The 23,703-nt window shown below is 65.2% G+C and carries 24 protein-coding genes; 18 read left to right on the top strand and 6 right to left on the bottom strand.

Going from position 1 to position 23,703, the window contains the following annotated elements:
• Positions 1 to 511 (top strand): SDR family NAD(P)-dependent oxidoreductase (locus H8A92_RS30450; RefSeq protein WP_229199155.1); only part of this gene is annotated, 511 nt, incomplete at its 5' end.
• A gap of 216 nt (positions 512 to 727) precedes the next feature.
• Positions 728 to 928 (top strand): hypothetical protein, encoded by a 201-nt coding sequence (locus H8A92_RS30445; protein ID WP_163157710.1) that lies wholly within the window; start codon positions 728 to 730, stop codon positions 926 to 928.
• Between the two features lie 25 nt (positions 929 to 953).
• On the opposite strand, the gene H8A92_RS30440 is transcribed toward H8A92_RS30445, so the two are convergent.
• From H8A92_RS30440 to H8A92_RS30430, 3 genes are all read right to left on the bottom strand, one after another.
• The gene (locus H8A92_RS30440; protein ID WP_229199154.1) at positions 954 to 1,844 is read right to left on the bottom strand and encodes an aldose 1-epimerase family protein; all 891 of its coding nucleotides are present in this window, start codon (positions 1,842 to 1,844) and stop codon (positions 954 to 956) included.
• Positions 1,845 to 1,968: 124 nt separating this feature from the next.
• Positions 1,969 to 2,736 carry an enoyl-CoA hydratase-related protein gene (locus tag H8A92_RS30435; protein WP_229199153.1) on the bottom strand — a complete coding sequence of 256 codons (768 nt, stop codon included), beginning with the start codon at positions 2,734 to 2,736 and terminating at the stop codon, positions 1,969 to 1,971.
• A 76-nt stretch (positions 2,737 to 2,812) separates the two neighbouring features.
• Positions 2,813 to 3,247, bottom strand: coding sequence for a MarR family winged helix-turn-helix transcriptional regulator (locus tag H8A92_RS30430; RefSeq protein WP_229199152.1), 435 nt, complete (start codon positions 3,245 to 3,247; stop codon positions 2,813 to 2,815).
• Between the two features lie 336 nt (positions 3,248 to 3,583).
• Between H8A92_RS30430 and H8A92_RS30425 the strand changes: the two genes are divergently transcribed.
• From H8A92_RS30425 to H8A92_RS30390, 8 genes are all read left to right on the top strand, one after another.
• Complete coding sequence (locus H8A92_RS30425) at positions 3,584 to 4,411, top strand: CHAD domain-containing protein (protein ID WP_229199151.1); 828 nt, start codon at positions 3,584 to 3,586, stop codon at positions 4,409 to 4,411.
• Between the two features lie 154 nt (positions 4,412 to 4,565).
• Positions 4,566 to 4,838, top strand: coding sequence for a helix-turn-helix domain-containing protein (locus tag H8A92_RS30420; protein WP_229199150.1), 273 nt, complete (start codon positions 4,566 to 4,568; stop codon positions 4,836 to 4,838).
• Positions 4,835 to 6,850 carry a hydrogenase 4 subunit B gene (gene hyfB, locus H8A92_RS30415; protein WP_229199149.1) on the top strand — a complete coding sequence of 672 codons (2,016 nt, stop codon included), beginning with the start codon at positions 4,835 to 4,837 and terminating at the stop codon, positions 6,848 to 6,850. The genes H8A92_RS30420 and hyfB overlap by 4 nt, the downstream gene beginning before the upstream one ends.
• Positions 6,841 to 7,797, top strand: coding sequence for a respiratory chain complex I subunit 1 family protein (locus tag H8A92_RS30410; protein WP_229199148.1), 957 nt, complete (start codon positions 6,841 to 6,843; stop codon positions 7,795 to 7,797). The genes hyfB and H8A92_RS30410 overlap by 10 nt, the downstream gene beginning before the upstream one ends.
• A complete protein-coding gene (locus tag H8A92_RS30405) occupies positions 7,797 to 8,459 on the top strand; it encodes a hydrogenase-4 component E (RefSeq protein ID WP_016843065.1) in 663 nt (220 codons plus the stop codon). Before H8A92_RS30410 ends, H8A92_RS30405 begins: the two co-directional genes overlap by 1 nt.
• On the top strand, positions 8,456 to 9,904 hold the full coding sequence (locus H8A92_RS30400; RefSeq protein WP_229199147.1) for a hydrogenase 4 subunit F: 1,449 nt from the start codon (positions 8,456 to 8,458) through the stop codon (positions 9,902 to 9,904). Before H8A92_RS30405 ends, H8A92_RS30400 begins: the two co-directional genes overlap by 4 nt.
• A gap of 16 nt (positions 9,905 to 9,920) precedes the next feature.
• Entirely contained in the window at positions 9,921 to 11,432 is a 1,512-nt protein-coding gene (locus tag H8A92_RS30395; protein ID WP_229199146.1) for a hydrogenase large subunit, read from the top strand.
• An 11-nt stretch (positions 11,433 to 11,443) separates the two neighbouring features.
• Positions 11,444 to 11,971, top strand: a complete 528-nt coding sequence (locus H8A92_RS30390; RefSeq protein ID WP_229199145.1) for an NADH-quinone oxidoreductase subunit B family protein — start codon at positions 11,444 to 11,446, stop codon at positions 11,969 to 11,971.
• A gap of 111 nt (positions 11,972 to 12,082) precedes the next feature.
• On the opposite strand, the gene H8A92_RS30385 is transcribed toward H8A92_RS30390, so the two are convergent.
• Positions 12,083 to 13,093 carry a LacI family DNA-binding transcriptional regulator gene (locus H8A92_RS30385; protein ID WP_229199144.1) on the bottom strand — a complete coding sequence of 337 codons (1,011 nt, stop codon included), beginning with the start codon at positions 13,091 to 13,093 and terminating at the stop codon, positions 12,083 to 12,085.
• A 98-nt stretch (positions 13,094 to 13,191) separates the two neighbouring features.
• On the opposite strand from H8A92_RS30385, the gene H8A92_RS30380 reads away from it, so the two are divergent.
• From H8A92_RS30380 to H8A92_RS30365, 4 genes are all read left to right on the top strand, one after another.
• A complete protein-coding gene (locus tag H8A92_RS30380) occupies positions 13,192 to 14,064 on the top strand; it encodes a phytanoyl-CoA dioxygenase family protein (protein WP_229199143.1) in 873 nt (290 codons plus the stop codon).
• 73 nt (positions 14,065 to 14,137) lie between these two features.
• Complete coding sequence (locus tag H8A92_RS30375) at positions 14,138 to 15,484, top strand: MFS transporter (RefSeq protein ID WP_229199142.1); 1,347 nt, start codon at positions 14,138 to 14,140, stop codon at positions 15,482 to 15,484.
• Between the two features lie 3 nt (positions 15,485 to 15,487).
• Positions 15,488 to 16,342 carry a sugar phosphate isomerase/epimerase family protein gene (locus H8A92_RS30370; protein WP_229199141.1) on the top strand — a complete coding sequence of 285 codons (855 nt, stop codon included), beginning with the start codon at positions 15,488 to 15,490 and terminating at the stop codon, positions 16,340 to 16,342.
• Positions 16,343 to 16,526: 184 nt separating this feature from the next.
• Complete coding sequence (locus H8A92_RS30365) at positions 16,527 to 17,909, top strand: hypothetical protein (protein ID WP_229199140.1); 1,383 nt, start codon at positions 16,527 to 16,529, stop codon at positions 17,907 to 17,909.
• A gap of 15 nt (positions 17,910 to 17,924) precedes the next feature.
• Here H8A92_RS30365 and H8A92_RS30360 read toward each other — a convergent pair whose 3' ends face one another.
• Positions 17,925 to 18,776: a division plane positioning ATPase MipZ gene (locus H8A92_RS30360; RefSeq protein ID WP_229199139.1), complete on the bottom strand. Its 852-nt coding sequence runs from the start codon at positions 18,774 to 18,776 to the stop codon at positions 17,925 to 17,927.
• 238 nt (positions 18,777 to 19,014) lie between these two features.
• Entirely contained in the window at positions 19,015 to 19,803 is a 789-nt protein-coding gene (locus tag H8A92_RS30355; protein ID WP_229199138.1) for a crotonase/enoyl-CoA hydratase family protein, read from the bottom strand.
• Between the two features lie 104 nt (positions 19,804 to 19,907).
• Between H8A92_RS30355 and H8A92_RS30350 the strand changes: the two genes are divergently transcribed.
• The 4 genes from H8A92_RS30350 (at position 19,908) to H8A92_RS30335 (ending at position 23,554) form a co-directional block, all read left to right on the top strand.
• Entirely contained in the window at positions 19,908 to 20,477 is a 570-nt protein-coding gene (locus tag H8A92_RS30350) for a TetR/AcrR family transcriptional regulator (protein ID WP_229199137.1), read from the top strand.
• Positions 20,478 to 20,514: 37 nt separating this feature from the next.
• Positions 20,515 to 21,273, top strand: coding sequence for an SDR family NAD(P)-dependent oxidoreductase (locus H8A92_RS30345; protein ID WP_229199136.1), 759 nt, complete (start codon positions 20,515 to 20,517; stop codon positions 21,271 to 21,273).
• A gap of 108 nt (positions 21,274 to 21,381) precedes the next feature.
• The gene (locus tag H8A92_RS30340) at positions 21,382 to 22,305 is read left to right on the top strand and encodes a glutathione S-transferase family protein (protein ID WP_229199135.1); all 924 of its coding nucleotides are present in this window, start codon (positions 21,382 to 21,384) and stop codon (positions 22,303 to 22,305) included.
• Positions 22,306 to 22,519: 214 nt separating this feature from the next.
• Positions 22,520 to 23,554: an LLM class flavin-dependent oxidoreductase gene (locus H8A92_RS30335; RefSeq protein WP_229199134.1), complete on the top strand. Its 1,035-nt coding sequence runs from the start codon at positions 22,520 to 22,522 to the stop codon at positions 23,552 to 23,554.
• Positions 23,555 to 23,703: the final 149 nt, after the last annotated feature.

The following is a 23,703-nucleotide window of genomic DNA, read 5'->3' as shown; positions in this document are numbered from 1 at the left end:
CCTGGTCGCGCGCGCCAAGTCCGAGCTCGGCCCGGTCGACATCCTCGTCAACAATGCCGGGATCGCGATCGTCAGGGGGGTCGACGACCTCACCGAGGAGGATTTCGACCGCACCATTACGGTCAACCTCAAATCGGCATTTCTCTGCACGCAGGCGGTGCTGCCGATGATGCGCACCCGGAAATGGGGCCGCATCGTCAACATCTCTTCCGGTGCGGCGCGCGGCGCCGGCTCGATCGGACCGCACTACAACGCATCGAAGGCCGCCATGGAGGGGATGACCCGCGGCTATGCCGCACGCCTCGTCAAGGAAGGCATCACCGTCAATGCCGTCGCGCCTTCCCTGATCGAGACCGACATGATGAAGGGCCAGAGCAGCCTCGTCAGCCGGATACCGGTCGGCCGCTTCGGCACCGCCGAGGAGGTCGCGCAGGCCGTGATGCTCTTGGTCAACAATCCCTACATGACCGGACAGACCATCGCGATGAGCGGCGGCATGGCGTTCAACTAGAGCGTTTTCGAGCGAAGTGGAAACCGGTCGTGAAGAAAACGCGTCAAGGCAAGAAGCTGGAGCTTCAGTTCTGATTCAGTCAGAACTGAAGCTCTGGGGTTCCCGCATCGCGCAGACAGCATCGAACGGTTCAGCAACCCTGTCATCAAACCATGGCAGGAACTGTGCTTGGCTGTAGCCGTTGTCCGCTAGGCGAAACCGGATTTGGAGCTTGTCGTGATCGATCCGAAAACGCTTCTCGAACGCGCGGCGCAGCTCGCCGATCAGGCCAAGGGCGAGGAAGAACCCGGCATCCGCGAACGGCTGCTGCGCATGGCCGAACACTATCGCGATCTTGCCGCGCACGAGGCCTGGGCGCATGAAAATCCGCCATCGGTCGGCGCACTCACCAACGCGCTCGGCAACCGCACGCATTGAGTCGCAGCATTGAGCTGACCGTCGATCAGTTCACGCGAATACGATAGCCGAGCGACTGACGCGCACCCGGCGCGATATGCATCAGGCCGGGCTTGTCGGCGAACTCGCCGTCGAACTCTGCAGGGCTGGCAAAGCCGCGCCACGGCTCGATGCACAGGAACGGCGCGCCGCCAGGCTTCGACCAGATGCCGAGTTCGCGAAAGCCACGCCAGGAAATTTCGATCGCCGCGCCTTGCGTGGCTGCTGCCGGGCCGAGTGTCGCCGTGAAGAGGATCGATGTACTTGCGACCTGATCGAAGACCATCGCGTCGTCATCGAACAGCTCCTCCGACAGTGCAAGTGTTCTGCCCTTGACCGGATTGGGTTCAGGCTGCCGCCGCATCAATCCACTCTCCAGCCGCCGGATCGGCGCGGGTTCAGTCTTGCCGAAGGTCAGCGTGTAAGCCTCCTTCGGCAACCCGGGCACCAGCGGCCAGTTGAAGGCAGGATGACCGCCGAGCGACGCCGGTAGCATGTCGTCGCCGGTGTTGATGACCTCGAAGGCGACATCGAGAGCGGCGCCGTCAAGAGTGTAGGTGACCTCGAGCCTGAACGCGAAGGGATAACGTGCGCGGGTTTCCGCATCGTCTGACAGCGCGAGCTTGCAGGATCGCGCCCCCTGCTCCAACCAGGCAAAGCAGCGGTCGCGCGCGAAGCCGTGCTGCGTCATCGGATAGGTCTTGCCGCGGTGGCGCAGCGTGTCGTTCTTCAACCGGCCGACGATCGGGAACAGGATCGGCGCATGGCGCGGCCATTGCGGGCCGGCCTGCCATAGCAGTTCCCTCCCTTCGGCATTCCTCAGCGACGACAATTCGGCGCCGTGGCCCAGGATGGTCGCGGCGATTCCGTCGCCGCGCAACGTGTGACTGTCGCTCATGCCTGGCCTCGCCGGGTTGCGCTATGCTCTGACACGAGATGTTCGATGCCGGCGAGGCCGTCAACCCCAAAGCGATGGGGCCGCGCACACGTGGCGACCCCAAGTCCTGAGCTAGGTCCTGAGCCTAGCCGGTGATCCTGGAGAAATCCGGCTGGCGCCGCTCGGCAAAGGCGGCGAAGGCCTCGCGCGCTTCGGCGCTCATCAGCCGCTCCTGGAAGATCTTGCCCTCGTGCGCCATTTGCGCGCTGATCCCCGCGGGATCGCGCATCAGCGCCTTGGTGTGCTGGAGCGAGCCGAACGGCCGCTTCGCCAGCGCATCCGCGGCGGCGCGTGCCTTGGCGCGGAGATCAGCCAACGGCACCACGGCATTGGCGAGGCCGATCGAGACCGCAGTCTCCGCCTCGACCGGCTCGCCGAGCGCGAACATCGCATAGGCCCGCGCATAGCCGATGCGCTGCGGCAGCAGATAGGTCGACGCCGCCTCCGGCACCAGCGCGAGATTGACGAACGGCGTGATCAGCCGCGCGGTCGGCGCGAGGTAGACGAGGTCGCAATGCAGCAGCATGGTGGTGCCGATGCCGACCGCGTTGCCCTGCACGGCGGCAACCAGCGGACGCGTCGCCTTGGCCAGGGCGGCCAGGAAGCGCGACACATGACGCTCGCCCTGCACGCCGCGCGACACCGCGGCGAAATCGGCGAGATCGTTGCCTGCGGTGAAGCTGTCGCCGTCGCCCTGCAGCAGCACGGCGCGGATCGCAGAATCGCTTTCCGCGCGTTCGAGCGCGTCGGCCATCGCGCCATACATCGCGTTGGTGATCGCATTCTTCTTGTCCGGACGCGCCATCGTCACGGTGAGAACGCCACCGTCCAGCGCCACGACCACTTCACTCATGTCTCACTCCTGTTGCTTGCTTCTGTTCGATGCGTTTTCTTCACGCGAACCGGTATCCAATTCACTTGAAAACGCCCTAGCCGTCTTTGTCCTTGGGAAACTTCCCTTGCAGGCTGGTCAGCCAGCGTGACACCACGTCGATCTCAGCTTCCGAAAAGCCGTCCATCAGGCGGTTGTTGATCACCCTGGTCCGCGCCGCGGCGCGCTTGCCGAGTTCCTGCCCCGCCACGGTCAGATGGAGCCGCTGGCTGCGTCCGTCCTCACCGTCACGCCGGCGCTTCACGAAGCCCGCACGTTCCATCCGGTCGGCGAGCCCGGTCATCGCCGACGGGACGATGTCGAGCGCCTGCGAGACGTCGCCTATCAGCGCGCCGTCATTGCGCCCGAGAAAGAACAGCACGCCGGCCTGAGCCGACGTCAGATCGTGCGCAGCCGTCTCCTGGTCGATGGCGCGCTGCAACCGCCGGTAGGCCACGGTCAGAAGAAAGATCAGCCGGTGCTCCGCTTTCATGTCCTCATTATATATTTCGCACGCGAAATATCAAGATGCTTCGCGTGCGAAATATCTGCGATGTCCGGTTGCCTTTTGCGGCGCCTCAATACTTCGGCATCGAGGTCCCGTAGACTGCTAAAGATGAGCGACATTTTGAACGCGTCGGCGGATCGCTGCATGCCGCCCCGGCAGAAAACCCTTGATCGACAACGATCAAACGGGAAATCTCCGAACCGGGAGCCGGGGTTCGCGTTGCGGCTCCGGCGGCGCCACGGGAGTGTCATGACGTCAGCGGCAAGTCCGGAAAGGGGGCGCGTTGTCCGCCCGAAGCGGCCGCGCCATCTCAGCGAAGCCATGCGTTGCGAGACCGCGTTTCGCCTGATCCTGTCCGAATGCCTCGAGGAAGTCGCGACCAACCACGAAGCCCTGAGCTCCGGCGATCCCGCCGCGCTGCACCAGACCCGCATTGCACTGACGCGGCTGAAGGCCGCGATCGCATTCTACGGCCCGATGGTCGCGGACACCGAATGGACGCGACTGAAATCCGAACTGAAATGGCTGAGCGCCTATCTCGGCGCAACGCGCGACCTCGACGTTGCGATCGACAACAGCAAGGGCTTGCCCGAAGAGCGCATGCTCAGGACAGCGCGAGCGGATGCGTTCGAAGCCCTCAAGGAGGCGCTGCAAAGCGATCGTTACTGGCAATGGTTCGACGGCATGTGGGACTGGGTCGGCAGCGGCCCCTGGACCGCGCGGCAGAATCCTCGCGCCGCGCAGCGGCGGGCCGTGCCGGTCTCGGTGTTTCACGCGCGCCGGCTGGCGCGATGGCACGGAAAACTGTGCCAGAAGAGCCGCGGGCTGCAAGGCATGGGCAAGAACAAGCGCCATCGCGTCCGTCTCGCCAGCAAGCGGCTGCGCTACGCCATCGAATTCTCGGAGGGCGGCTTGCCTCCTGACGAATACGCCTTGTGGCGGAACGTCCTGAAGCAACTGCGCAAGGGACAGCAACTGCTCGGCGAATTGAACGATGACGAGGTCCGTCGCGTGCTGATCGAAAGTGCCGATGCACTCGCGCAGCGCGCCCACGAACGCAAGGCCAAGCACCAGCGCGTGCACGAGCGGAAGCGCAAGAGCCAGCTGCTGCGCCGCGCAGCGGCGGTCTATCGGAAGATCGCCGAATGAACGCACATCAGCGCATCCCATTGGGGGCGCTTGCGGCCTATGGAGTCGCCAGAATTGATGTATTAAGCATCACTTATTGCACTTGTAACATCACTACTTGATGTGCATAAATGACATTCGAATAGACGAGAATATCTCACTGAACGGCCAATCGATGATCACCGCGGCCCAGCTACGAGCTGCCAGAGCCTTGCTCGGCGTCGACCAACGGCAGCTCGCCGAACTGTCCGGACTTTCGGTGCCAACCATCCAACGCATGGAGGCGAGCGAGGGTACCATTCGAGGCAATGTCGACTCGCTGGTGAAACTGATCGACGCCCTCGGCACGGCCGGCGTCGAGGTCATCAACGAGGGGGCAGTCAGCAGCGGCGGCGGCCGCGGCGTTCGATTGAAGGCCGGATCTGGCTCACCGAAGGTGCAGACATGATCCCGGCGGTCGCTCAGCAGATCTGGTGTGTCGCCGCGCTGCTGGGAACGACCGCTCTCGCGATCGCATCGAGCAGATCGCGCCGATCCACTGCCCTGGTCTACGGCGCGACCTTTGCCATTTCACTGGTCGCATTGGCCGGGGCCCTGTTCTCGCTCATCGCCCGCACCGGCGCGACCGAACTGACACTGCCGATCGGCCTGCCGTGGCTGGGATCGCATTTCCGCCTCGACGCGCTCGCCGCTTTCTTCCTCGTGGTGGTCAATCTCGGCGCCGCCACAGCAAGTCTTTATGGCCTCGGCTACGGCAGCCACGAATCCACGCCGCAGCGCATCCTTCCGTTCTTTCCGGCATTCCTGGCCGGGATGAATCTCGTCGTGCTTGCCGACGACGCGTTCACCTACCTGCTGTGCTGGGAATTCATGTCGCTTGCCTCGTGGGCGCTCGTCATGGCGCATCACCGCGAGGCAGACAATACCCGTGCAGGCTACGTCTACCTCGTGATGGCGAGCTTCGGCACGCTGGCCTTGTTGCTCGCCTTCGGCCTGCTGTCGGGCGCCGGTGGTAGCTACAGCTTTGCTGCTATCCGCAGCGCCGAGCACACTCCGTCCGAAGCCGCGCTGGTGCTCGCGCTGATGCTGCTCGGTGCCGGATCGAAAGCCGGCCTGGTCCCGCTGCACGTCTGGCTGCCGCTGGCGCATCCCGCGGCACCGAGCCACGTCTCGGCGCTGATGAGCGGCGTGATGACGAAGGTCGCCATCTACGGCTTCATCCGGGTGGTGTTCGATCTGCTCGGGCCTCCAAGTTGGTCGGCGAGTGTCGTCGTGCTCATCCTGGGCGGTGCGACCGCCGTCATCGGAATTCTCTACGCGCTGATGGAGAACGATCTCAAGCGCCTGCTCGCCTACAGCACGATCGAGAACATCGGCGTCATCTTCACGAGCCTCGGCCTTGCGCTGGCGTTTCAGGCCAACGGCCTCGGCCTGGCAGCCGCCCTCGCCTTCACGGCCGCGCTGTTCCACGTCCTCAACCATTCGTTCTTCAAGAGCCTGCTGTTCTTCGGAGCCGGCGCCGTGCTGACGTCGACCGGCGAACGCGACATGGAGAAGCTGGGCGGGCTGATCCACCGCATGCCGCTCACGAGCTTCGTCTTTCTGGTCGGCTGCGTCGCGATCTCCGCGCTCCCGCCGTTCAACGGGTTCGTCTCCGAATGGCTGATGTTTCAGGCCGTCCTGCTGAGCCCCGATCTGCCGCAATGGGGGCTGAAGATCATGGTGCCCGCGATTGGCGCCTTGCTGGCGCTGGCCGCTGCGCTCGCCGCCGCATGCTTCGTCAAGGCCTTCGGAATCACGTTCCTCGGGCGCGCGCGCAGCCCGGCCGCGGAAGCCGCCGGCGAGGTCGATCGCTATTCGCTCGCCGCGATGTTCGCTCTTGCCGCGCTGTGCTTCCTCGCCGGCATCCTGCCGGGCCTCGTGATCGACGCGCTTTCGCCGGTCGCAGAGGCCATGATCGGCCACCGGATGCCGGTTCAGGCGAACGACCCCTGGCTCTCGATCGTTCCGATCGAGGAGAGCCGCAGTTCCTACAACGGATTGCTGGTCTTCGTCTTCATCACCGCTGCGGCATCGCTTGCGGTGTATTTCATCCATCGCTTTGCATCGCGGGCGATCCGGCGCGGACCCGCCTGGGGCTGTGGCTTCAGCGACCCGACACCGGCGGCGCAGTATTCCGGAGCGAGCTTCGTCCAGCCGATCCGCCGCGTCTTCGGCACGCTGGTCTTCCAGGCCCGCGAGCATGTCGATATGCCCGCCCCCGGTGACCTGCGGCCGGCCCGTTTCAAGGTCGATATCCACGATCTGGTCTGGGAGCGGCTGTACACGCCCCTGACTGAAGCAGTGTGGTTTTTGGCCGATCGGCTGAACCAGCTCCAGTTCCTGACCATCCGCCGCTATCTCAGCCTGGTGTTCGCAACCCTCGTCACACTGCTGCTGGTGCTCGCGATATGGTCGTGATCTCGGACATCTTCGTTCAGCTTGGCCAGATGGCGCTTGTGCTGCTGCTCGCGCCGCTCCTGACCGGCGTCGTGCGCAAGATCAAGGCCCGCCTGCTGCGCCGAAGGGGACCGTCGATTTTCCAGCCCTACCGCGACCTGCTACGGCTGCTGCGCAAGGAGGTCGTCCTCGCCGAAAACGCGTCCTGGCTGTTCCGCGTCACGCCCTATGTGACGTTCGCGGCGATCTGGGTCGCCGCAGCGCTGGTCCCGACATTTGCGTCCGGACTTGAATTCAGCTGGAGTGCCGACCTGATCGCGATCGTCGCCTTGCTCGGCAGCGCGCGCTTCTTCCTCGCGCTTGCCGGCATGGATGTCGGCACCAGCTTCGGCGGCATCGGCTCCAGCCGCGAGGTGATGATCGCCGCTCTCGCTGAGCCGGCCATGTTGTTGATGGTGTTCTGCGTCGCGCTCATTGCCGGCTCGACGCAGCTCTCGACGGTCGCGACCTTCATGGCGTCATCCGAAGTGGGACTGCGCGTTTCGCTCGGCATGGCGATGATCGCACTGATCATGGTAGCGCTCGCCGAGAATGCCCGCATTCCGGTCGACAACCCGGCGACGCATCTGGAGCTGACCATGGTGCACGAGGCGATGATCCTCGAATATTCCGGGCGTCATCTCGCCATGATCGAGTTCGGCGCCTTCCTCAAGCTGCTGCTCTATATCTCCCTGATCATCTGCGTGTTCTTCCCGTGGCAGATCACCACCGAGGGCGCGGGTCCGCTGTCCTATCTGGTGAGCGTTGCCGCCTACATCCTCAAGCTCGCGGTCGCGAGCCTCCTCCTTGCCGTGTTCGAGACCGCGACGGCCAAAATGCGGGTGTTCCGCGTCCCCGAATTCCTCGGTGCGGCGCTGATGCTCGGCCTGCTCGGCACGCTGCTTCGGTTCGTGTCACGGGGCTTCTGATGCACAATCTCGCCTTCGACATCGCTCATCTGCTCGCCGGCGGGCTCGTGCTGATCAGCTTCATGATGCTGTACCAGGACCGCCTGTATGCGCTGCTGAACATCTTCGCACTTCACGCCGTGGTGCTCGCAGCTTCCGTCGCCTGGCAGGCCTTCATCCAGAATGCGCCGCATCTCTACGTGACGGCCGCCATCGCACTGGTCTTCAAGGCGATCGTCATCCCGGTGGCGTTGCATCGGATCATCAAGCAGCTCGGCATTCATCGCGATATCGAAACGGCGGTGAGCATCGGTCCGACCATGCTTGCGGGCATGGGGCTCGTCGCCCTTTCCATGGTGCTGATGCTGCGCGTGACCGGTGCGGCCGATCCCCTGGCAAGGGAAGACCTCGCCTTCGCGCTGTCGGTGGTGCTGCTGGGACTGCTCGTCATGGTGACGCGGCGCAACGCCGTCAGCCAGGTCGTCGGCTTCATGTCACTGGAAAACGGATTGGTGCTGGCCGCGACCGGCGCCAAGGGCATGCCGCTCGTCGTGGAGATCAGCGTGGCCTTCTCGATTCTGATCGCGTTCATCGTCATCGGCGTGTTCCTGTTCCGGATCCGGGAGCGGTTCGACACCGTCGACGTCGGCGCGCTCGATGAATTCAGGGGAGAGCGGCGATGACTGCGGCGTCCGATGCCGTTGCCTGGGTCCTGTTGATCCCGATCTGCGCGGCGGCGACGCTTGCGGCACTGCCCGGCTACCGGTTGACCGCGGGTCTCAATATCCTGGCCAGTCTCGGCACCTTGCTGGCCGCGCTTTCGCTGCTCGTGGTCGAGCGCCCGCAACCCGGCCAGTACCTGCTGATCGACGATCTCAACATCGTCTTCATCGTGCTCAACACCTTCGTGGGATTCACCACGAGCGTATTCAGCGCGAGCTATATCGCCCATGAACTCGAAACCGGACGGCTGACGCCGGGCTATCTGCGGTTCTACCATGCGATGTATCAGGTCATGATGTTCGGCATGAACCTCGCATTCGTGTCGAACAATATCGGCCTGATGTGGGTCGCAGTCGAGATCGCCACGCTCACCACCGTCCTGATGGTCGGCATCTACCGGACCCATGCGGCGCTGGAAGCGGCCTGGAAGTACTTCATCCTCGGCAGCGTCGGCATCGCACTCGCGCTGTTCGGCACGATCCTGGTGTACATGGCCGCGCTGCCGGTCATCGGCGAGGGTCTGGACGCCATGGTGTGGACGGTACTGATCAGCCGAGCGGCGGCGTTCGACCCGGCCTTGCTCAACGTCGCCTTCATCTTCCTGCTGCTCGGATACGGCACCAAGGTGGGCCTGGCACCGCTGCACGCCTGGCTCCCGGACGCGCATGCCGAGGGCCCGACCCCGATCTCCGCCGTGCTGTCCGGCCTGCTGCTCAACGTGGCGCTCTATGCGGTGCTTCGCTTCAAGATCCTGCTCGCCGTCAATCCGGATGCGATATCGCCGGGCCCGCTGATGGTGACGATGGGACTGACCTCGCTCCTGTTCGCGGCGTTCATGTTGTATCGCCGCCGCGACATCAAGCGGCTGTTTGCCTATTCCTCGATCGAGCACATGGGCATCATCGTGTTTGCGTTCGGGATGGGCGGTCCACTCGCCAACTTTGCCGGCCTGCTGCACATGGTGATGCACAGCCTCACCAAGTCGGGAATCTTCTACGCGGTCGGCCACATCGCACAGGTGAAGGGCACGCAGCGGATCGCCAACATCCGCGGCCTGACCGAAACCCATCCGGCGCTCGGCTGGAGCCTCGTGATCGGCGTGGTCGCGATCGCCGGTCTGCCGCCGCTCGGCATCTTCATGAGCGAATTTCTCATCGTCAGCTCCACCTTCGCGCGCCAGCCGCTGCTCGCCATCCCGCTGGTGTTCGGCCTGTTGCTCGCTTTCGGCGCGCTGATCCTGCGCCTGACCAGCCTTGCGTTCGGCGAGCCGCGCGGCAATGCCGCGCCGGCGGATGCGTCCTATTTGCCGATGTTCGCGCATTTCGCGCTGGTGCTGACCGCGGGCGTCTACCTTCCGGGGCCGCTGGTCGTCTGGTTCCAGCACGTCGCCAACCTTCTGGGTTAGCGAGGGAGAGCGGGATATGGCGACATTGATCGATCTGATCCGGGCAGGCCACGAGGTCGAGCGGCATCGTCCATGGCCGCGCGCAGTGGTGGACGCGAAAGTCTGGCGCTCCGCCGCCGGCGCCCTCGCCGATGGCGGCTTGAGCCTGCTCGGACTGTGGGGCGAACCGTCCTGCGTGCACATGGCGGTTCTCGACAACCGCACGTCCGCCATCGGCGTGCTCAGCCTGGATTGTCCCGATCGCCAATTCCCTTCGGTCGCAGCCCATCATCCTCCGGCCCTTCGATTGGAGCGCACCATCCACGACCTGTTCGGGCTTGTGCCTATGGGGACTCCGGACCCCCGTCCATGGCTCGATCATGGTCGATGGCAAATGCGCTTCCCGCTGGGCGAGCGTCCCGATGCATCAACGGATGCAGCGCCTTATCGCTTCCTTCCGGCCGAGGGAGACGGCCTGCACCAGATTGCGGTCGGCCCGGTCCATGCCGGCATCATCGAGCCCGGACATTTCCGCTTTACCGCGAACGGCGAGACCGTGGTCCGCCTGGAGCAGCGGCTCGGTTACACCCATAAGGGCGTCGAGGGATTGATGGCGGGGAGCACCGTCGAGCAGGCCGCGCGGCTCGCCGGCCGGATCTCCGGCGACAGCACGGTCGCCTATGCACTGGCATTTGCGCAGGCGGTCGAGGCCGCGCAGCGGATTGCCGTGCCGCCACGCGCGCTCTTGCTGCGCGCGCTGATGGCCGAGCTCGAGCGACTGGCCAACCATCTCGGCGACATCGGTGCGATCTGCAACGATGCTTCGTTTGCGCTGATGCAGGCGCATTGCGCCGTGTTGCGCGAGTCCGTGCTGCGCGCGGCCGACGCTGCGTTCGGCCACCGCCTGATGCGCGACCTCGTCGTTCCCGGCGGCCTCGCGCGCGACATCGCCGGCGATGGATCCAGCGCAATCCGCGCCGCGCTCGACCAGATCCGGCGGCATTTCCCGGCGCTGATCGAACTCTACGACAACACCGCCTCATTGCAGGATCGCACGGTCACCACCGGCGTCGTTACCCCGGCGCTCGCCCGGCAATTCGCCGCCGGCGGCTATGTCGGGCGTGCAAGCGGCCGCAACCATGACGCCCGACGCTTGCCCGGTTATCTTCCCTATGATGGCCTGCGTTTCGAAGTTCCCGTGCTCAGCGATGGCGACGTCAACGCGCGGGTCTGGATCAGGATCCGCGAAGTCGAGCAGAGCCTTGGGCTGACGGACCAGATCCTCGCCGGCCTCGAAGCCGGCCCGGTCAGGGTGTCGCTGCAGGCCGGGACGGAATCTTGCGAAGGCATGGCGCTCGTCGAAGGTTTCCGCGGCGACATCCTGGCCTGGCTGCGCCTGAACGGCGATCGGATCGAGCGATGTCATCTGCGTGATCCGTCATGGTTTCAGTGGCCCCTGCTCGAGGCAGCCATCGAAGCCAACATCGTGGCGGATTTCCCACTCTGCAACAAATCGTTCAACTGCTCCTATTCAGGGCAGGACCTCTAAGGAACGGGGCGATGCGCAAACTTCTATTCCAGAGCCTGTTTCGCCAACCATTGACCGAGCAAGCACCGCGGCCGGACGATGCCGCGCTTGCAGAGCTCGCGGCCATGGTCGGCCACACCGCAAGACGGCGCCTCGGCCGCAGCCTCTCGATCCGCGAAGTCGACGCGGGCTCGTGCAACGGATGCGAGCTGGAAATTCACGCACTGAGCAATGCGTATTACGACGTCGAACGGTTCGGCATCCGGTTCGTCGCCTCGCCCCGTCACGCCGACGTCCTGCTCGTCACCGGTCCCGTCACCAAGAACATGCGCGAGGCGCTGGAGCGCACCTATCGTGCGACCCCCGATCCCAAATGGGTCGTCGCTGCGGGCGATTGCGCCAAGGACGGCGGATGCTTCGCCGGCAGCTACGCGGTGGTTGGCGGGGTTTCCGCGGTCGTTCCGGTCGATCTCCACATTCCGGGTTGCCCGCCTTCTCCGATGGCCATTCTGCGTGGCCTGCTCGCCTTGCTCGAGACGGTGGACACCGGCGCACGCTAAAGCGCGACGAGAGTCGATTGAATCGGCTTAGCACGATCTCGGTTCACCTCTCCCCGCTGGGGAGAGGTGAACTTCCGACGCCGTTGCAACTCAATCTAGTCTCATCATGCGCTAACCGCTGTCGCGCAGCACCAGCTCGAAGCCGAGATCGATGCGGCGCTCGCCGCCGCGCTCCAACGTCAGCGTCGCCGCGGTGCGACCGATCGCATCGCCATGCACGCTGATCGTGCTCAATGTCGGCGAGATCAGCTGGCCCATCTCGAGATCGCCGAGCCCGATCACGGCGACCGGTTGCGCCGATGCCGGCCCGTCACGCAGCAGCCCGGCCTTGCGCAGCCCCGACATGAAGCCGATCGCATGCGCATCGTTGGCGGCGAACACCGCGTCGACACCGGGCAGACGTGCATGCGCCGCCACGCTGCCTGAATCCTTGCGGTCCAGGATCAGCCGGCGCGGCTCGGCGAGGCCACTTGCCGAGGCCTCGTCCCTGAAGCCGAACCAGCGGCGCGTCCCGCGCGGATCGTCGCCGCCGATGAAGGCGAGCTGCTTGCGTCCCTGCGCAACCAGATGCTTCGCGACCGCGACACCGGCCTTGTAATTGTCGAAGCCCGCGACCGCGTCGATCGGGTTTGCCGGCAGATCCCAGGTCTCGACGATCGGGATCCGCGCGTTGCGCAGCAGGCGGCTGCCGTCTTCGGTCGCGGGCGAGCCGACCATGATGATCGCCTCGGGCCGCCGCGACAGCAGCGCCGCCAGCATGCGATCCTCGCGCGCCGCATCGTAGCGCGACTGCGCCAGGATCACGGAGAAGCCGAGCGGCTCGAGCTTGTCGGACAGGCCCTGCACCGTATCGGCGAAGATCGAGTTGGCGATGGTCGGCACCAGCACGCCGACCGAATTTGTCCGCGCGCTGGCCAGCGCGCCCGCCACCAGGTTCGGGATGTAGCCGAGGTCGCGCATCGCCTGCTCGACCCGCGCCCTCGTCTCCGGGGCGACCAGGTCGGGCATCCGCACCACCCGGCTCACCGTGATCGAGGAGACGCCGGCGCGCTTGGCCACCTCTGAAAGGGTGGGCGCGGCACCGGTCGGGCCGGTCCCGGGTTCGGTCAGTTCGGAGCTCATGCGTCTGAGCCTGCACGATTCCAGATTGCCAAGCCACGATGTTAGCGCTAGCATCGACTAATGTTAGCGCTAACATGAAAGAAAAGGGGAGAAACGGCATGATTTCGGACGAACAGGCCCAGGCCTACAAGCGCGACGGGGTGATCGTGGTGCCCGAGGTGCTCAACCCGGAGACTCTCGGCAAGGTGCGCACGGTGCTCGCGGAGCTGGTGGCCGGCGCCGCCAGCGTGAGCGAGCACACCGACGTCTACGACCTCGAGCCGGGCCACACGCCGGAAACCCCGCGCGTTCGCCGCATCAAGGCGCCGCACAAGGTGCACCCGATCTTCGACGAGATCGTCCGCAGCCCGGCCGTGATCTCGATCCTGACCAGACTGATCGGCCCCGGGCTTCGCCTGCACGGCTCCAAGCTCAACATGAAGTCGGCGCAATACGGCTCGCCGGTCGAGTGGCATCAGGACTGGGCGTTCTATCCGCACACCAATGACGACATTCTCGCGATCGGCGTGCTGCTCGACGATTGCGATATCGAGAACGGCCCGATGCTGGTGACCCCGGGCACGCACACCGGCGCCACGATGTGGGATCATCATGGCGACGACGGCTGCTTCGCGGGCCTGATCGATCCGGACCAGATCCAGGACGACATCAAGCGCGCGGTGCCCTGCATGGGCAAGGCAGGCAGCATGTCGTTCCACCACGTGCGCGCGCTGCACGGCTCGGCGACCAACACCTCGAACCGGCCACGCAACCTCTTGCTCTATGAAGTCGCCGCCAGCGACGCCTGGCCGCTGATGGGCGTCAAGGATTTCGACGAGTTCAACAGCCGCCTGCTGGCGGGTCCGCCGGTGGTCGCACCGCGGCTCACCGACGTGCCGGTACGGATGCCGCTGCCGCCGGCGAAACGACAGGGATCGATCTACGAGACCCAATCCGCGTCGAAGAAATCCTACTTCACGCGCGCTGCTTGAGACCGAAGACAATGCCCGCGGTCCGCTGCGGGCATTGCTGCTCTACATAAAAATCAAAATTACGGGGAAACGAATGACCGAGATGGCAAGAGATGGCGCGCGTACATCGCGCCTGCGTGTGATCCTGGCCGCAAGCATCGGCTCCGCGCTCGAATGGTACGACTTCTTCCTCTACGGCACCGCAGCCGCGCTGGTGTTCGGCGAATTGTTCTTTCCGAAGAGCGATCCGGTGGTCGGCACGCTGCTGTCGTTCCTGACCTTCGGCGTCGGCTTCGTGGTGCGGCCGTTCGGCGGCCTGTTGTTCGGCATCCTCGGCGACCGCTACGGCCGCAAGCCGGTGCTGGTCGCAACGCTCCTGATGATCGGCATCGGCACCACCGCAATCGGCTTCCTGCCGACCTATTCGCAGATCGGCATCTGGGCGCCGATCCTTCTGGTCGCGATGCGCGTCATCCAGGGCCTCGGCGCCGGTGCCGAGTACGGCGGCGCGGTGATCTATCTGGTCGAGAACGCGCCGCCGAAACATCGCGGCTTCTGGGGCGGCTTCGCGCCGCTCGGCGTTTCCGTCGGCAATCTGCTCGCCGCGGGCGCCTTCGCGCTGGTGACCATGCTGCCGCGCGAGGATCTGATGAGCTGGGGCTGGCGCCTGCCCTTCCTGGCAAGCTTCCTGTTGATCGTCGTCGGCATCTTCGTCCGCATGCGGATCACCGAGACGCCGGTCTATACCCAGGCAGTGGTGGCGCGCGGCAAGGTCGAGAGCAATCCGGCGATGGAGGCGTTGCGCCGGCACCCGCGCAATTTCTTCGTCGTGCTCGGCGCCCGCATGGCCGAAAACGGGCTCGGCTATTTCTTCCCGGTGTTCGGCCTGAGCTACGTCATCACCACGCTCGGCGTGCCGAAAGCGGAGGCGCTCAGTGCGCTGATGCTGGCCTTCACGATCGAGCTGTTTGCGATCCTCGGCTTTGCCGCCTTGTCGGACCGGATCGGACGGCGTCCGGTCTACATGTTCGGTGCGCTGGCCGGCGTGGCGCTTTCCTTCCCGTTCTTCTGGATGGTCGGCACCAAGGAGTGGGTCATGATCGCGCTCGCCTTCATCCTGGCGCGTGCCGTGGTGACGGCGGCGATGTTCGGGCCGCAGGCGGCGTATTTCGCCGAACTGTTCCCGCCGCAGCGCCGCTTCGCCGGCTTTGCCTTCGCCCGCGAGCTCGGCTCGCTGCTGTCGGGCGGTCCGGCGCCGTTCGTCGCCACCGCGCTGGTGGCAACCTACGGCACCTGGTGGCCGGTGGCCTGCTACGCGATGTTCCTGTCGGCCTGCACCGTGATTGCGATCTGGATCGGGCCCGAGACCTATCAGGAGAACATCGCCGCCGACGCGAGCGAACAGGCCGAGCTGCCCACGGCGATCCCGGCACGGGCCTGATCGGTGGCGCAGCAACTGCGCGTCCTGCAATCGCTCTGGGCGATGGAGCGGCGGCTGGCCGACGAGGCCGAATGGCCGCTGCAAACCCAGCTCGCGATGATCCGCGGCGCCGGGTTTGACGGCGCCGGCGTGCGCTTCATCGATCCCGCCTTCGCGCGTGAGGTGACGAGCTTCCTTCGCGCGCACGGCATGATCTGGCAGGCGCAATGCTATCCGAAGAACGTCGACGACCTGAAGCCGGTGCTCGAGCTGGTCGCACGGCTCGGCGCCGATCATGTCAATCTGCAGCCGGACGTTCGTCCACGCCAGCTCGCCGATTGCATTCCCCTGCTCGAAGGCTGGCGACAGCTCGCCGCGGAGGCCGGCGTTCCCGTGCATGTCGAGACCCATCGCGACCGCATGACGACCGACCTGTTCTTCACGCTCGATTTGCTCGACTGCTTTCCCGACCTGCGGCTGACCGCGGATCTCTCGCATTACCTGGTCGGCCGCGAATTTGCCTGGCCGGTCGACGACATCAACCATGCGATGATCCACCGCATCCTCGACCACGCCTGGGGCATCCACGGCCGCATCGCGAGTCGCGAGCAGGTGCAGATCTCGATCGGCTTTCCCCAGCACCAGGGCTGGGTGTCGCTGTTCACAGGCTGGTGGGAATACGGCATCCGCTCCTGGCGCAAGCGCGCCGGGCCCGATGCGACACTGACCGTTCTCTGTGAGCTCGGTCCCCCGCCCTATGCCATCACCGGCCCCGACGGCCGGGAATTGTCCGACCGCTGGCAGGACGCGCTGGTCATGAAGGACATGATCCGCGCGCTGTGGGATCGCATTGCGAGGGAGCCGCAAGCCGCGCCATAGCGTTGATTCAAGCGGGCCGCGGCGGCATTCTGAGGCGAAGCGCCATTCAGAACGCCACGAAGCCCTCATGCGCGTCCACCGTGTTCTTGCTAGTCGACGCGTCGCACGCGTCGTTGTCCTAGCGATTGCGGCCTTCGTCAGCACGAAGACGGCCGCGGCGGACCTGACGCTTGATGTCGCGACCATGCCGCGCGTCGGGACGATCGACCCGCGCTTCCAGTCCTACAACATCGAGATGGTCGAGGTGACCGGCGGGCGGTTCTGGAAGCCGTACGGAGCCGGCAGTACAAAGGCGGAGCTGTTTGCGGCGCGACCGCCGATCGATCTGCACGATGACCGGCTACGCAAGCTCGCAGCGACGCTCGCGCCCGCATATCTTCGTGTGAGCGGGACCTGGGCCAACAGCACGTTCTTCGCAGATTCCGAGACGCCACCGGCGGCACCGCCCGCCGGCTTCAAGGGCGTGCTGACGCGGCAGCAATGGCGCGACGTCATCGACTTCTCGCACGCCGTCGATGCTCCCATCGTCGCCTCCTTTGCGATCAGCGCGGGCACCCGTGACACTGAGGGGCGATGGAGCCCCGAACAGGCCCGGCGCCTTCTCACTTTCACGCGATCGGCCGGTGGCGAGATCGCGGCAGCAGAGTTCATGAACGAGCCCGATCTGCCTACCATCGGCGGCGCGCCTGCTCACTACGATGCCGCAGCCTACGGTCGGGACTTTGCTGCGTTCCGCACCTTCATGAAGAGCACCGCGCCCGACGTGACGATCCTCGGCGCTGGCACGATCGGTACCGGAGCGGATGCGCGAGCGCGCTTCGCCGTATCTGCAGCCGGCGTCGACGCGGTTTCCTACCATCACTATGGCGCGCTCTCGACGCGATGCAGCGGCGATCGCACGGCAAAGCAGGCATTGTCGGACGAGTGGCTGGCACGAACCGGCAAGACATTCGCCCTCTACAAGACGCTGCGCGACCGGCTTGCACCGAATAAACCGATCTGGCTGACCGAAACCGCGGAAACCGCATGCGGCGGCAACCGCTGGGCCGCAACCTTCATCGATACGTTCCGCTATCTCGATCAGCTCGGGCGGCTGGCCAAGGCCGGCGTTCAGGTAGTGATGCACAACACGCTTGCCGCCAGCGACTATGGGCTGCTCGACGAGCGAACCCATCTGCCGCGGCCGAACTACTGGGCCGCACTGCTGTGGCGACGGCTGATGGGAACGACCGTGTTCGATGCCGGCGTCGCGCAGCAACCCGGCTTCCACGTCTATGCGCATTGTGCGCGCGACATGCCGGATGGCGTAGCCCTGCTCGTCATCAACAATGATCGTCGGACACAACGCAGGCTGACGCTGTCGGCCGCCTCGCAACGCTACACATTGGCGAGCGCAACGCCCCAGGACGGCACCATTCGTCTCAACGGCAGCACACTTGCGCTCGGGGCTTCCGACGAAATTCCCACCCTGAAAGGCGAAGCAGCCGCAGCGGGAACGATCACCTTCGCGCCCGCGACGATCACGTTCCTGACCGTTGCCAATGCGGGCAACGCCAATTGCCGGTAGCAATACGATGTCGACTTACGCCGCGTCGCGGCTGGCGTCGGCGGTTTCCGGCGAGCGCGCGACCAGGTGGCTGAGCATGATCGCAGTCATCAGCCGCTCCATCTCGAGCCATGCGGTGACATGCGACATGGTCGGCCGGCCACCGAGCGCGAGCTGATTGACATCGTCGACCGCCGTCAATCCGCGCGGATAGAATTCGCGGAAGATCACGCGCTCGGCCAGGCCGTCGACCAGGCGGAAGTTCAGCGTCTTCGACAGTTCGCCGAGGGCCTCGCCGACCAGGCGCTTGTTGCGCGACCCGAGCGTGGAAAGACGGTTGCGCAAAACCACCCATTCGAATGCCGGCTGATCGTGCGCGCTGCGCTGGCGTCGCGCCTCCTCCACCATTTTCGAATAGTGGCTGATACCGGTCACCTTGAAGTCGTTCGGATCGACGGTGCCGAGCACGTCGAAGTCGAGGAAACTGTCGTTCAGCGGCGTAATCAGGGTGTTCGCCAGCGAATGCGTGAACGTCGTCAGGTACGTGTCGTGGCCGGGGCAATCGATGACGACGAAATCGTGTGATCGGCTCAGCCGCTCGACGATCTCGGCAAGCGCGCTGCGGCCGAGCGTCTCGACCTCGCTGCTCCTTCCGCTTACCGTCTCGAAGCACATATGCGTCGGGACACCGAGCTCGAGCGAGGTCTCCCGCGCCCAGTCCCGCCGGTTATCGACGTAGTGCGTCAGCGACTTCTGCTTGTTGTCGAGATCGATGGTGGCGACACGCTGACCCGCCTTGATCAGCGCGACGGCGACGTGCATGGCAATTGTCGACTTGCCGGAGCCGCCCTTGTTGTTTCCGACAACGATCACGCGTGCGTTTGTCATGGGAATCCCTACCGGACGCTTGAGTCAAAGCAGGACGAAATAGAATTTAATGAATGGTTTGAATCTCCCTGATTCGACGAATCCCGACAAGAGTCGCCGCGACATTGTCGTGATCGAAATTCAGCCGGTTGCGACAACATTGTCACAACCGCACTGAGGGCACGTACCGTGAACGCAATGCGCGTCTCAGGGACTAGCGTCCCGGGGACTAGCGGCCTTGAGACTAGCGGCCTTGGGACTAGCGGCCCTGAAACACGGCCGCGCGGCGCTCCACGAAAGACTTGATGCCCTCGGCCGCATCAGCGGTGTTGAGCACGCGTTCGCGGATCTGCGGGATGATCGCAATTGCCGCCTGCTCGCCGGCTTCGATGAACTTGCGGCCCGCTTCTTTCGTCACCTGGATTCCAAGCGGCGCATTGCGCGCGATGATCTCTGCGAGGGCCATCGCGCGTTCGATCTGCTGCCCGGCCGGCACGACCTCCTGCACGAGGCCGATCCGATGGGCTTCTGCGGCAGAAAACTCGTCGCACAGCAACAGGTGATACATCGCATCGCCCCAGCCGGCGCGGCTGATGTAGCGGAAATGCGCGCCCGCCAGCGGCGCGATGCCGCGCCTGGCTTCCATCTGGCAGAAGCGGCTGTCATCCGCGGCGACGACGATATCGCCGGCCAGCATCATCTCGATGCCGACGGTGAACACGACGCCCTGCACCGCCGTGATGATCGGCTTACGGCACCGCTTCGACAATCCGAAGGGATCGACGTTGCCCTCCGGCAGCGGCTTGCGCGATGCGGTCGGGCCGAAGAATTTCGGCATGTCGAGCCCCGCGGTGAAGCTGCCGCCGGCGGCACAGAGCACGCCGACCCAGAGGCCGTCGTCGTTGTCGAGCAAGGTCAGCGCGTCGGACAGCTCGGCCATCATCTCCGGGCTGAAGGCATTCTTCTTGGCGGGATTATCGATGATGATCTTCAGGATGCGGTCATGCCGTTCGTGGCGGACCCGCCCTTCGCTCGCGCTGCCGGACATCTGTTCCTCCCTGCTTTGTGACTAATGAAATTCTGGATGATACTTGTCATCCATAAGCATGATGGTCATAATCCAGAAAGAGAGTCAAACAGGGGCACTGCGAGATGGGCCATTCCCAGGCCGACAAGGCCAGGAGCCGTGAGCGTATTCTGAACGAGGCCGCGACGCAGATCCGCGACAAGGGGCTCGACGCGCTCAGCATCGGCAGCCTGATGCAGCAGGTGAAGCTGACCCATGGCGGCTTCTATGGGCACTTCGCCTCGCGTTCGGATCTGATCGCCGCGGCGCTGCAACAGGCGCTGACCTCAGGCGAAGCCTCGGCCCACGCAGCGCGCGATCCCGACAAGCCGGTCAGCGTCAACACGCTGGTGCGAAGCTATCTCAGCCGCAGCCATCGCGACCAGCCCAAGTCGGGCTGCGCGATCGGGGCGCTGATCTCCGATGTCGGCCGCGCCGACGCGCAATGCCGCGCGGTGATGGAGCCGCACATCGAATCCTTCATCGCCAGGGTCGCTGAGACGCTCGACGACGATAACGATAGCCGCGCGATCGTCGCGGTGAGTGCGATGGTCGGCGCACTCGCGATCTCGCGCGTCCTCACCGATCAGAAGCGGTCCGACGCCGTTCTGCGCACGGTACGAGACAGCATCATCGCGATGGCATCCGACGAATGATTTCGCCCGCGCTGCGGGCACCTTGATGGAGCAGGCCATGAACGACCGATCCGCCCTCGAGCCGACCGCGGTGCAAGGAAGCGTGCTGATTGCCGGCGTCGGCGCATCCAACGGCCTCGGCGGCGCGATCGCGCGTCGCTTTGCAGCCGGCGGCTATCCCGTGGCGATCGCCGGCCGCAACGCCGACAAGCTCGCCGCGACCGCCGCCGAACTCGCCGCTGATGGCGCCAAGGTCACCTCTGTCGTCGGCGATGCGTCTACGGCGGCCGATGTCGCCCGCTTCGTCGCGGCTGCCGAGAAGCTCGCGCCACTCGCGATGGCCGTGCACAATGCAGGCTCCAACCGGCCCGCACCGTTCCTCAAGGTCAGCGAGCAGCGCTTCGAGGAGCACTGGCGCGAGCACGCGCTCGGCGGCTTCCAGCTCGCGCAGGCCGCGATCCCGGCATTGCTCGCGCGCGGCGGCGGCACGCTGGTGTTCACCGGCGCCAGCGGCTCGCTGCGCGGCAAGGCCAATTACTCACCATTCGCTGCCGCCAAGGCCGCGCTGCGCGCGCTGGCGCAAAGCGTGGCGCGGGAATTCGGACCGCAGGGCATTCATGTCGGCCACGTCGTGGTCGACGGCGGCATCGGGGGCGATCGGCTGCTGAGCATGCGTCCGCAGTTGAAGGACGAGCGCGGGCCGGATGGCCTGCTCAACATCGCAGCCATCGCCGAGGCCTATTGGGTGCTGCATCACCAGCATCGCAGCGCCTGGACGTTGGAGCTCGACCTGCGGCCCTGGGCGGAGCAGTTCTGACAACGCGCGCCGCCGTCGTTCTCCGGGAAATCGGTTGCGATCCGCTGAAATCTTGTCAGGCTGTGCGACAAGGTCCGTCGAGATCGCACCATACTCCGGGAGAAGGCCATGTCGCAGCCCACGCCGATCCTGCATCATTTCGATCAATCGCCCTTCTCCGAGAAGATCCGCATCATCTTCGGATTCAAGAAGCTCGCCTGGAACTCGGTGCGGATTTCCCGGATCATGCCGCGGCCGGACCTGATGCCGATGACCGGCGGCTATCGCCGCGCGCCGACGATGCAGATCGGTGCGGACATCTATTGCGACACCCAGATCATCATCCGCGAGCTGGAGCGGCGCTATCCGACGCCGACGCTGTTTCCCGCGGGCAATGCCGGAATGCCCTGGGCGCTCGGCATGTGGGTCGACCGGCCGTTCTTCCAGAATACGGTAGCCCTCGTGTTCGGCTTCATCGGCGGCAAGGTCCCGCAGGATTTCATCGCGGATCGCGAGAAGCTGCGCGGCGCCAAGTTCGACGTCGCCGCCATGACCGCGGCGCTGCCGCAGATGCGCGACCAGTTCCGTGCCAATGTCGACTGGATCGAGGCGCAACTCGGCGACAACAGACCGTGGCTGTTCGGCGAGTTCAGCCTCGCCGATGTCAGCGCCTCCATGAACGTGTGGTACGCGCGGCAAAGCATCGCCGCGATCGACGAAATCATGAAACCCTTTCCACGCACCGCGGCATGGGAAGAGCGCATCCGCGCCATCGGCCACGGCACCCGCACCGAGATGTCGTCGGCCGACGCGCTCGACATCGCGGCAAAGGCGCAGCCGGAGTCGCCTGTGTTCGGCGACCCTGCGGACCCGAACGGTCGCAAGCCCGGCGACGTCGTCGGCGTGATGCCGGATGACTACGGCAAGATCCCGGTCCACGGCGAAATCGTCTCGCTGTCGGCGCAGCACATCGCGATCCGTCGGTCCGACGAGCGGGTCGGCGAGGTCGTGGTGCATTTCCCGCGGGCCGGCTTCCTGGTCATCCCGGGCTGATCGCCGCCGGCGGTTGGCCTGCGGGCCCGGAAACGCTGCGTTTCGCGGCGTGACCTTGTCGGGCGGCGAACAGGCCATAAGTCGGAAGCATCTCCAACCGAAGGCTCCACAGCGCAGGCTTGCGGGCATCTCAGCAAGCAACACGACCTCTCGGCCTGCGTGCGATGGGTGGCCCGTGGCGGATGCTCCGCCACGCCGACAACTGGACTATGTGATGACGACCTCTCTCGAATTCGGGCTCGACACGTTCGGCGATGTCACCAAGGACGCCGCCGGCGTGCCGCTGTCGCACGCCCAGGTGATCCGCAACGTCGTCGACGAGGCGGTGCTGGCCGATCAACTCGGGATCGATTTCATCGGGCTCGGCGAGCACCACCGGGCCGACTTTGCGATTTCTTCGCCTGAGACCGTGCTCGCGGCAATTGCCGCACGCACCCAGAACATCCGCCTCGGTTCGGCGGTGACCGTGTTGAGCTCGGACGATCCGATCCGCGTCTTCCAGCGCTTCGCAACCGTCGACGCGGTCTCGAACGGCCGCGCCGAAGTGATCCTCGGCCGCGGCTCCTTCACCGAATCGTTCCCGCTGTTCGGCTTCGACCTCAAGCAATACAACGAGCTGTTCGAGGAGAAGCTCGACCTGTTCACCGAGCTGTTGAAGCAGGAGCCGGTGACCTGGCAGGGCAAGCTGCGGCCGCCGCTGAAAAGCCAGTCGGTCTATCCGCCGATCGAGCACGGCCGGCTGAAGACCTGGATCGGCGTCGGCGGCAGCCCCGAATCGGTGGTGCGCGCGGCGCATTACGATCTGCCGCTGATGCTCGCCATCATCGGCGGCGATCCCAAGCGCTTCGCGCCCTATGTCGACCTGCACCAGCGCGCCTACCAGCAGTTCGGTCGGACGCCGCAGCCGATCGGCGTGCATTCGCCGGGCTATATCGCCGAGACCGACGCGCAGGCACGCGAGGAGCTGTGGCCGGACTACAAGGTCATGCGCGATCGAATCGGCAAGGAGCGCGGCTGGCCGCCGATGGGCCGCGACGAGTTCGTCGCTGAAGCCGAGCACGGCTCGCTCTATGTCGGGGCCCCGGAAACCGTGGCCCGCAAGATCGCGGCGACCGTGAAGGCGCTCGGTGCGTCACGCTTCCAGCTGAAATACTCGGCCGGCCTGCTGCCGCACGAGAAGCTGATGAAGAGCATCGAGCTCTACGGCAGCAAGGTGGTGCCGATGGTCCGCGACATGCTCGCCGCGTGACGCACGAGAGGCGGCATCTCGAGCCGGCCTCACAAAGCAAAACCCCCGGCGTTTTGGCGCCGGGGGCTCTGTTAGATCGCAGTCAAATCAACCGGTATTACCAGTTGCGCTGAGCGCGGAGCATCAGGAGGACCGTGTTCTGGTCCTTG

Source organism: Bradyrhizobium acaciae, assembly GCF_020889785.1.
Taxonomy (GTDB): domain Bacteria; phylum Pseudomonadota; class Alphaproteobacteria; order Rhizobiales; family Xanthobacteraceae; genus Bradyrhizobium; species Bradyrhizobium acaciae.
Note: the sequence above shows the minus strand (reverse complement) of the source record. Positions and strands in the feature narration are given on the sequence as shown.

What these genes read in the sequence shown, in the direction of transcription:
- H8A92_RS30440 (WP_229199154.1), bottom strand. Translation starts at nt 1,844, where the DNA reads ATGAGCGACAGTCACACGTTGCGCGGCGACGGAATCGCCGCGACCATC.
- H8A92_RS30435 (WP_229199153.1), bottom strand. Translation starts at nt 2,736, where the DNA reads ATGAGTGAAGTGGTCGTGGCGCTGGACGGTGGCGTTCTCACCGTGACG.
- H8A92_RS30430 (WP_229199152.1), bottom strand. Translation starts at nt 3,247, where the DNA reads ATGAAAGCGGAGCACCGGCTGATCTTTCTTCTGACCGTGGCCTACCGG.
- H8A92_RS30425 (WP_229199151.1), top strand. Translation starts at nt 3,584, where the DNA reads ATGCGTTGCGAGACCGCGTTTCGCCTGATCCTGTCCGAATGCCTCGAG.
- H8A92_RS30420 (WP_229199150.1), top strand. Translation starts at nt 4,566, where the DNA reads ATGATCACCGCGGCCCAGCTACGAGCTGCCAGAGCCTTGCTCGGCGTC.
- hyfB (WP_229199149.1), top strand. Translation starts at nt 4,835, where the DNA reads ATGATCCCGGCGGTCGCTCAGCAGATCTGGTGTGTCGCCGCGCTGCTG.
- H8A92_RS30410 (WP_229199148.1), top strand. Translation starts at nt 6,841, where the DNA reads ATGGTCGTGATCTCGGACATCTTCGTTCAGCTTGGCCAGATGGCGCTT.
- H8A92_RS30405 (WP_016843065.1), top strand. Translation starts at nt 7,797, where the DNA reads ATGCACAATCTCGCCTTCGACATCGCTCATCTGCTCGCCGGCGGGCTC.
- H8A92_RS30400 (WP_229199147.1), top strand. Translation starts at nt 8,456, where the DNA reads ATGACTGCGGCGTCCGATGCCGTTGCCTGGGTCCTGTTGATCCCGATC.
- H8A92_RS30395 (WP_229199146.1), top strand. Translation starts at nt 9,921, where the DNA reads ATGGCGACATTGATCGATCTGATCCGGGCAGGCCACGAGGTCGAGCGG.
- H8A92_RS30390 (WP_229199145.1), top strand. Translation starts at nt 11,444, where the DNA reads ATGCGCAAACTTCTATTCCAGAGCCTGTTTCGCCAACCATTGACCGAG.
- H8A92_RS30385 (WP_229199144.1), bottom strand. Translation starts at nt 13,093, where the DNA reads ATGAGCTCCGAACTGACCGAACCCGGGACCGGCCCGACCGGTGCCGCG.
- H8A92_RS30380 (WP_229199143.1), top strand. Translation starts at nt 13,192, where the DNA reads ATGATTTCGGACGAACAGGCCCAGGCCTACAAGCGCGACGGGGTGATC.
- H8A92_RS30375 (WP_229199142.1), top strand. Translation starts at nt 14,138, where the DNA reads ATGACCGAGATGGCAAGAGATGGCGCGCGTACATCGCGCCTGCGTGTG.
- H8A92_RS30365 (WP_229199140.1), top strand. Translation starts at nt 16,527, where the DNA reads ATGCCGCGCGTCGGGACGATCGACCCGCGCTTCCAGTCCTACAACATC.
- H8A92_RS30360 (WP_229199139.1), bottom strand. Translation starts at nt 18,776, where the DNA reads ATGACAAACGCACGCGTGATCGTTGTCGGAAACAACAAGGGCGGCTCC.
- H8A92_RS30355 (WP_229199138.1), bottom strand. Translation starts at nt 19,803, where the DNA reads ATGTCCGGCAGCGCGAGCGAAGGGCGGGTCCGCCACGAACGGCATGAC.
- H8A92_RS30350 (WP_229199137.1), top strand. Translation starts at nt 19,908, where the DNA reads ATGGGCCATTCCCAGGCCGACAAGGCCAGGAGCCGTGAGCGTATTCTG.
- H8A92_RS30345 (WP_229199136.1), top strand. Translation starts at nt 20,515, where the DNA reads ATGAACGACCGATCCGCCCTCGAGCCGACCGCGGTGCAAGGAAGCGTG.
- H8A92_RS30340 (WP_229199135.1), top strand. Translation starts at nt 21,382, where the DNA reads ATGTCGCAGCCCACGCCGATCCTGCATCATTTCGATCAATCGCCCTTC.
- H8A92_RS30335 (WP_229199134.1), top strand. Translation starts at nt 22,520, where the DNA reads ATGACGACCTCTCTCGAATTCGGGCTCGACACGTTCGGCGATGTCACC.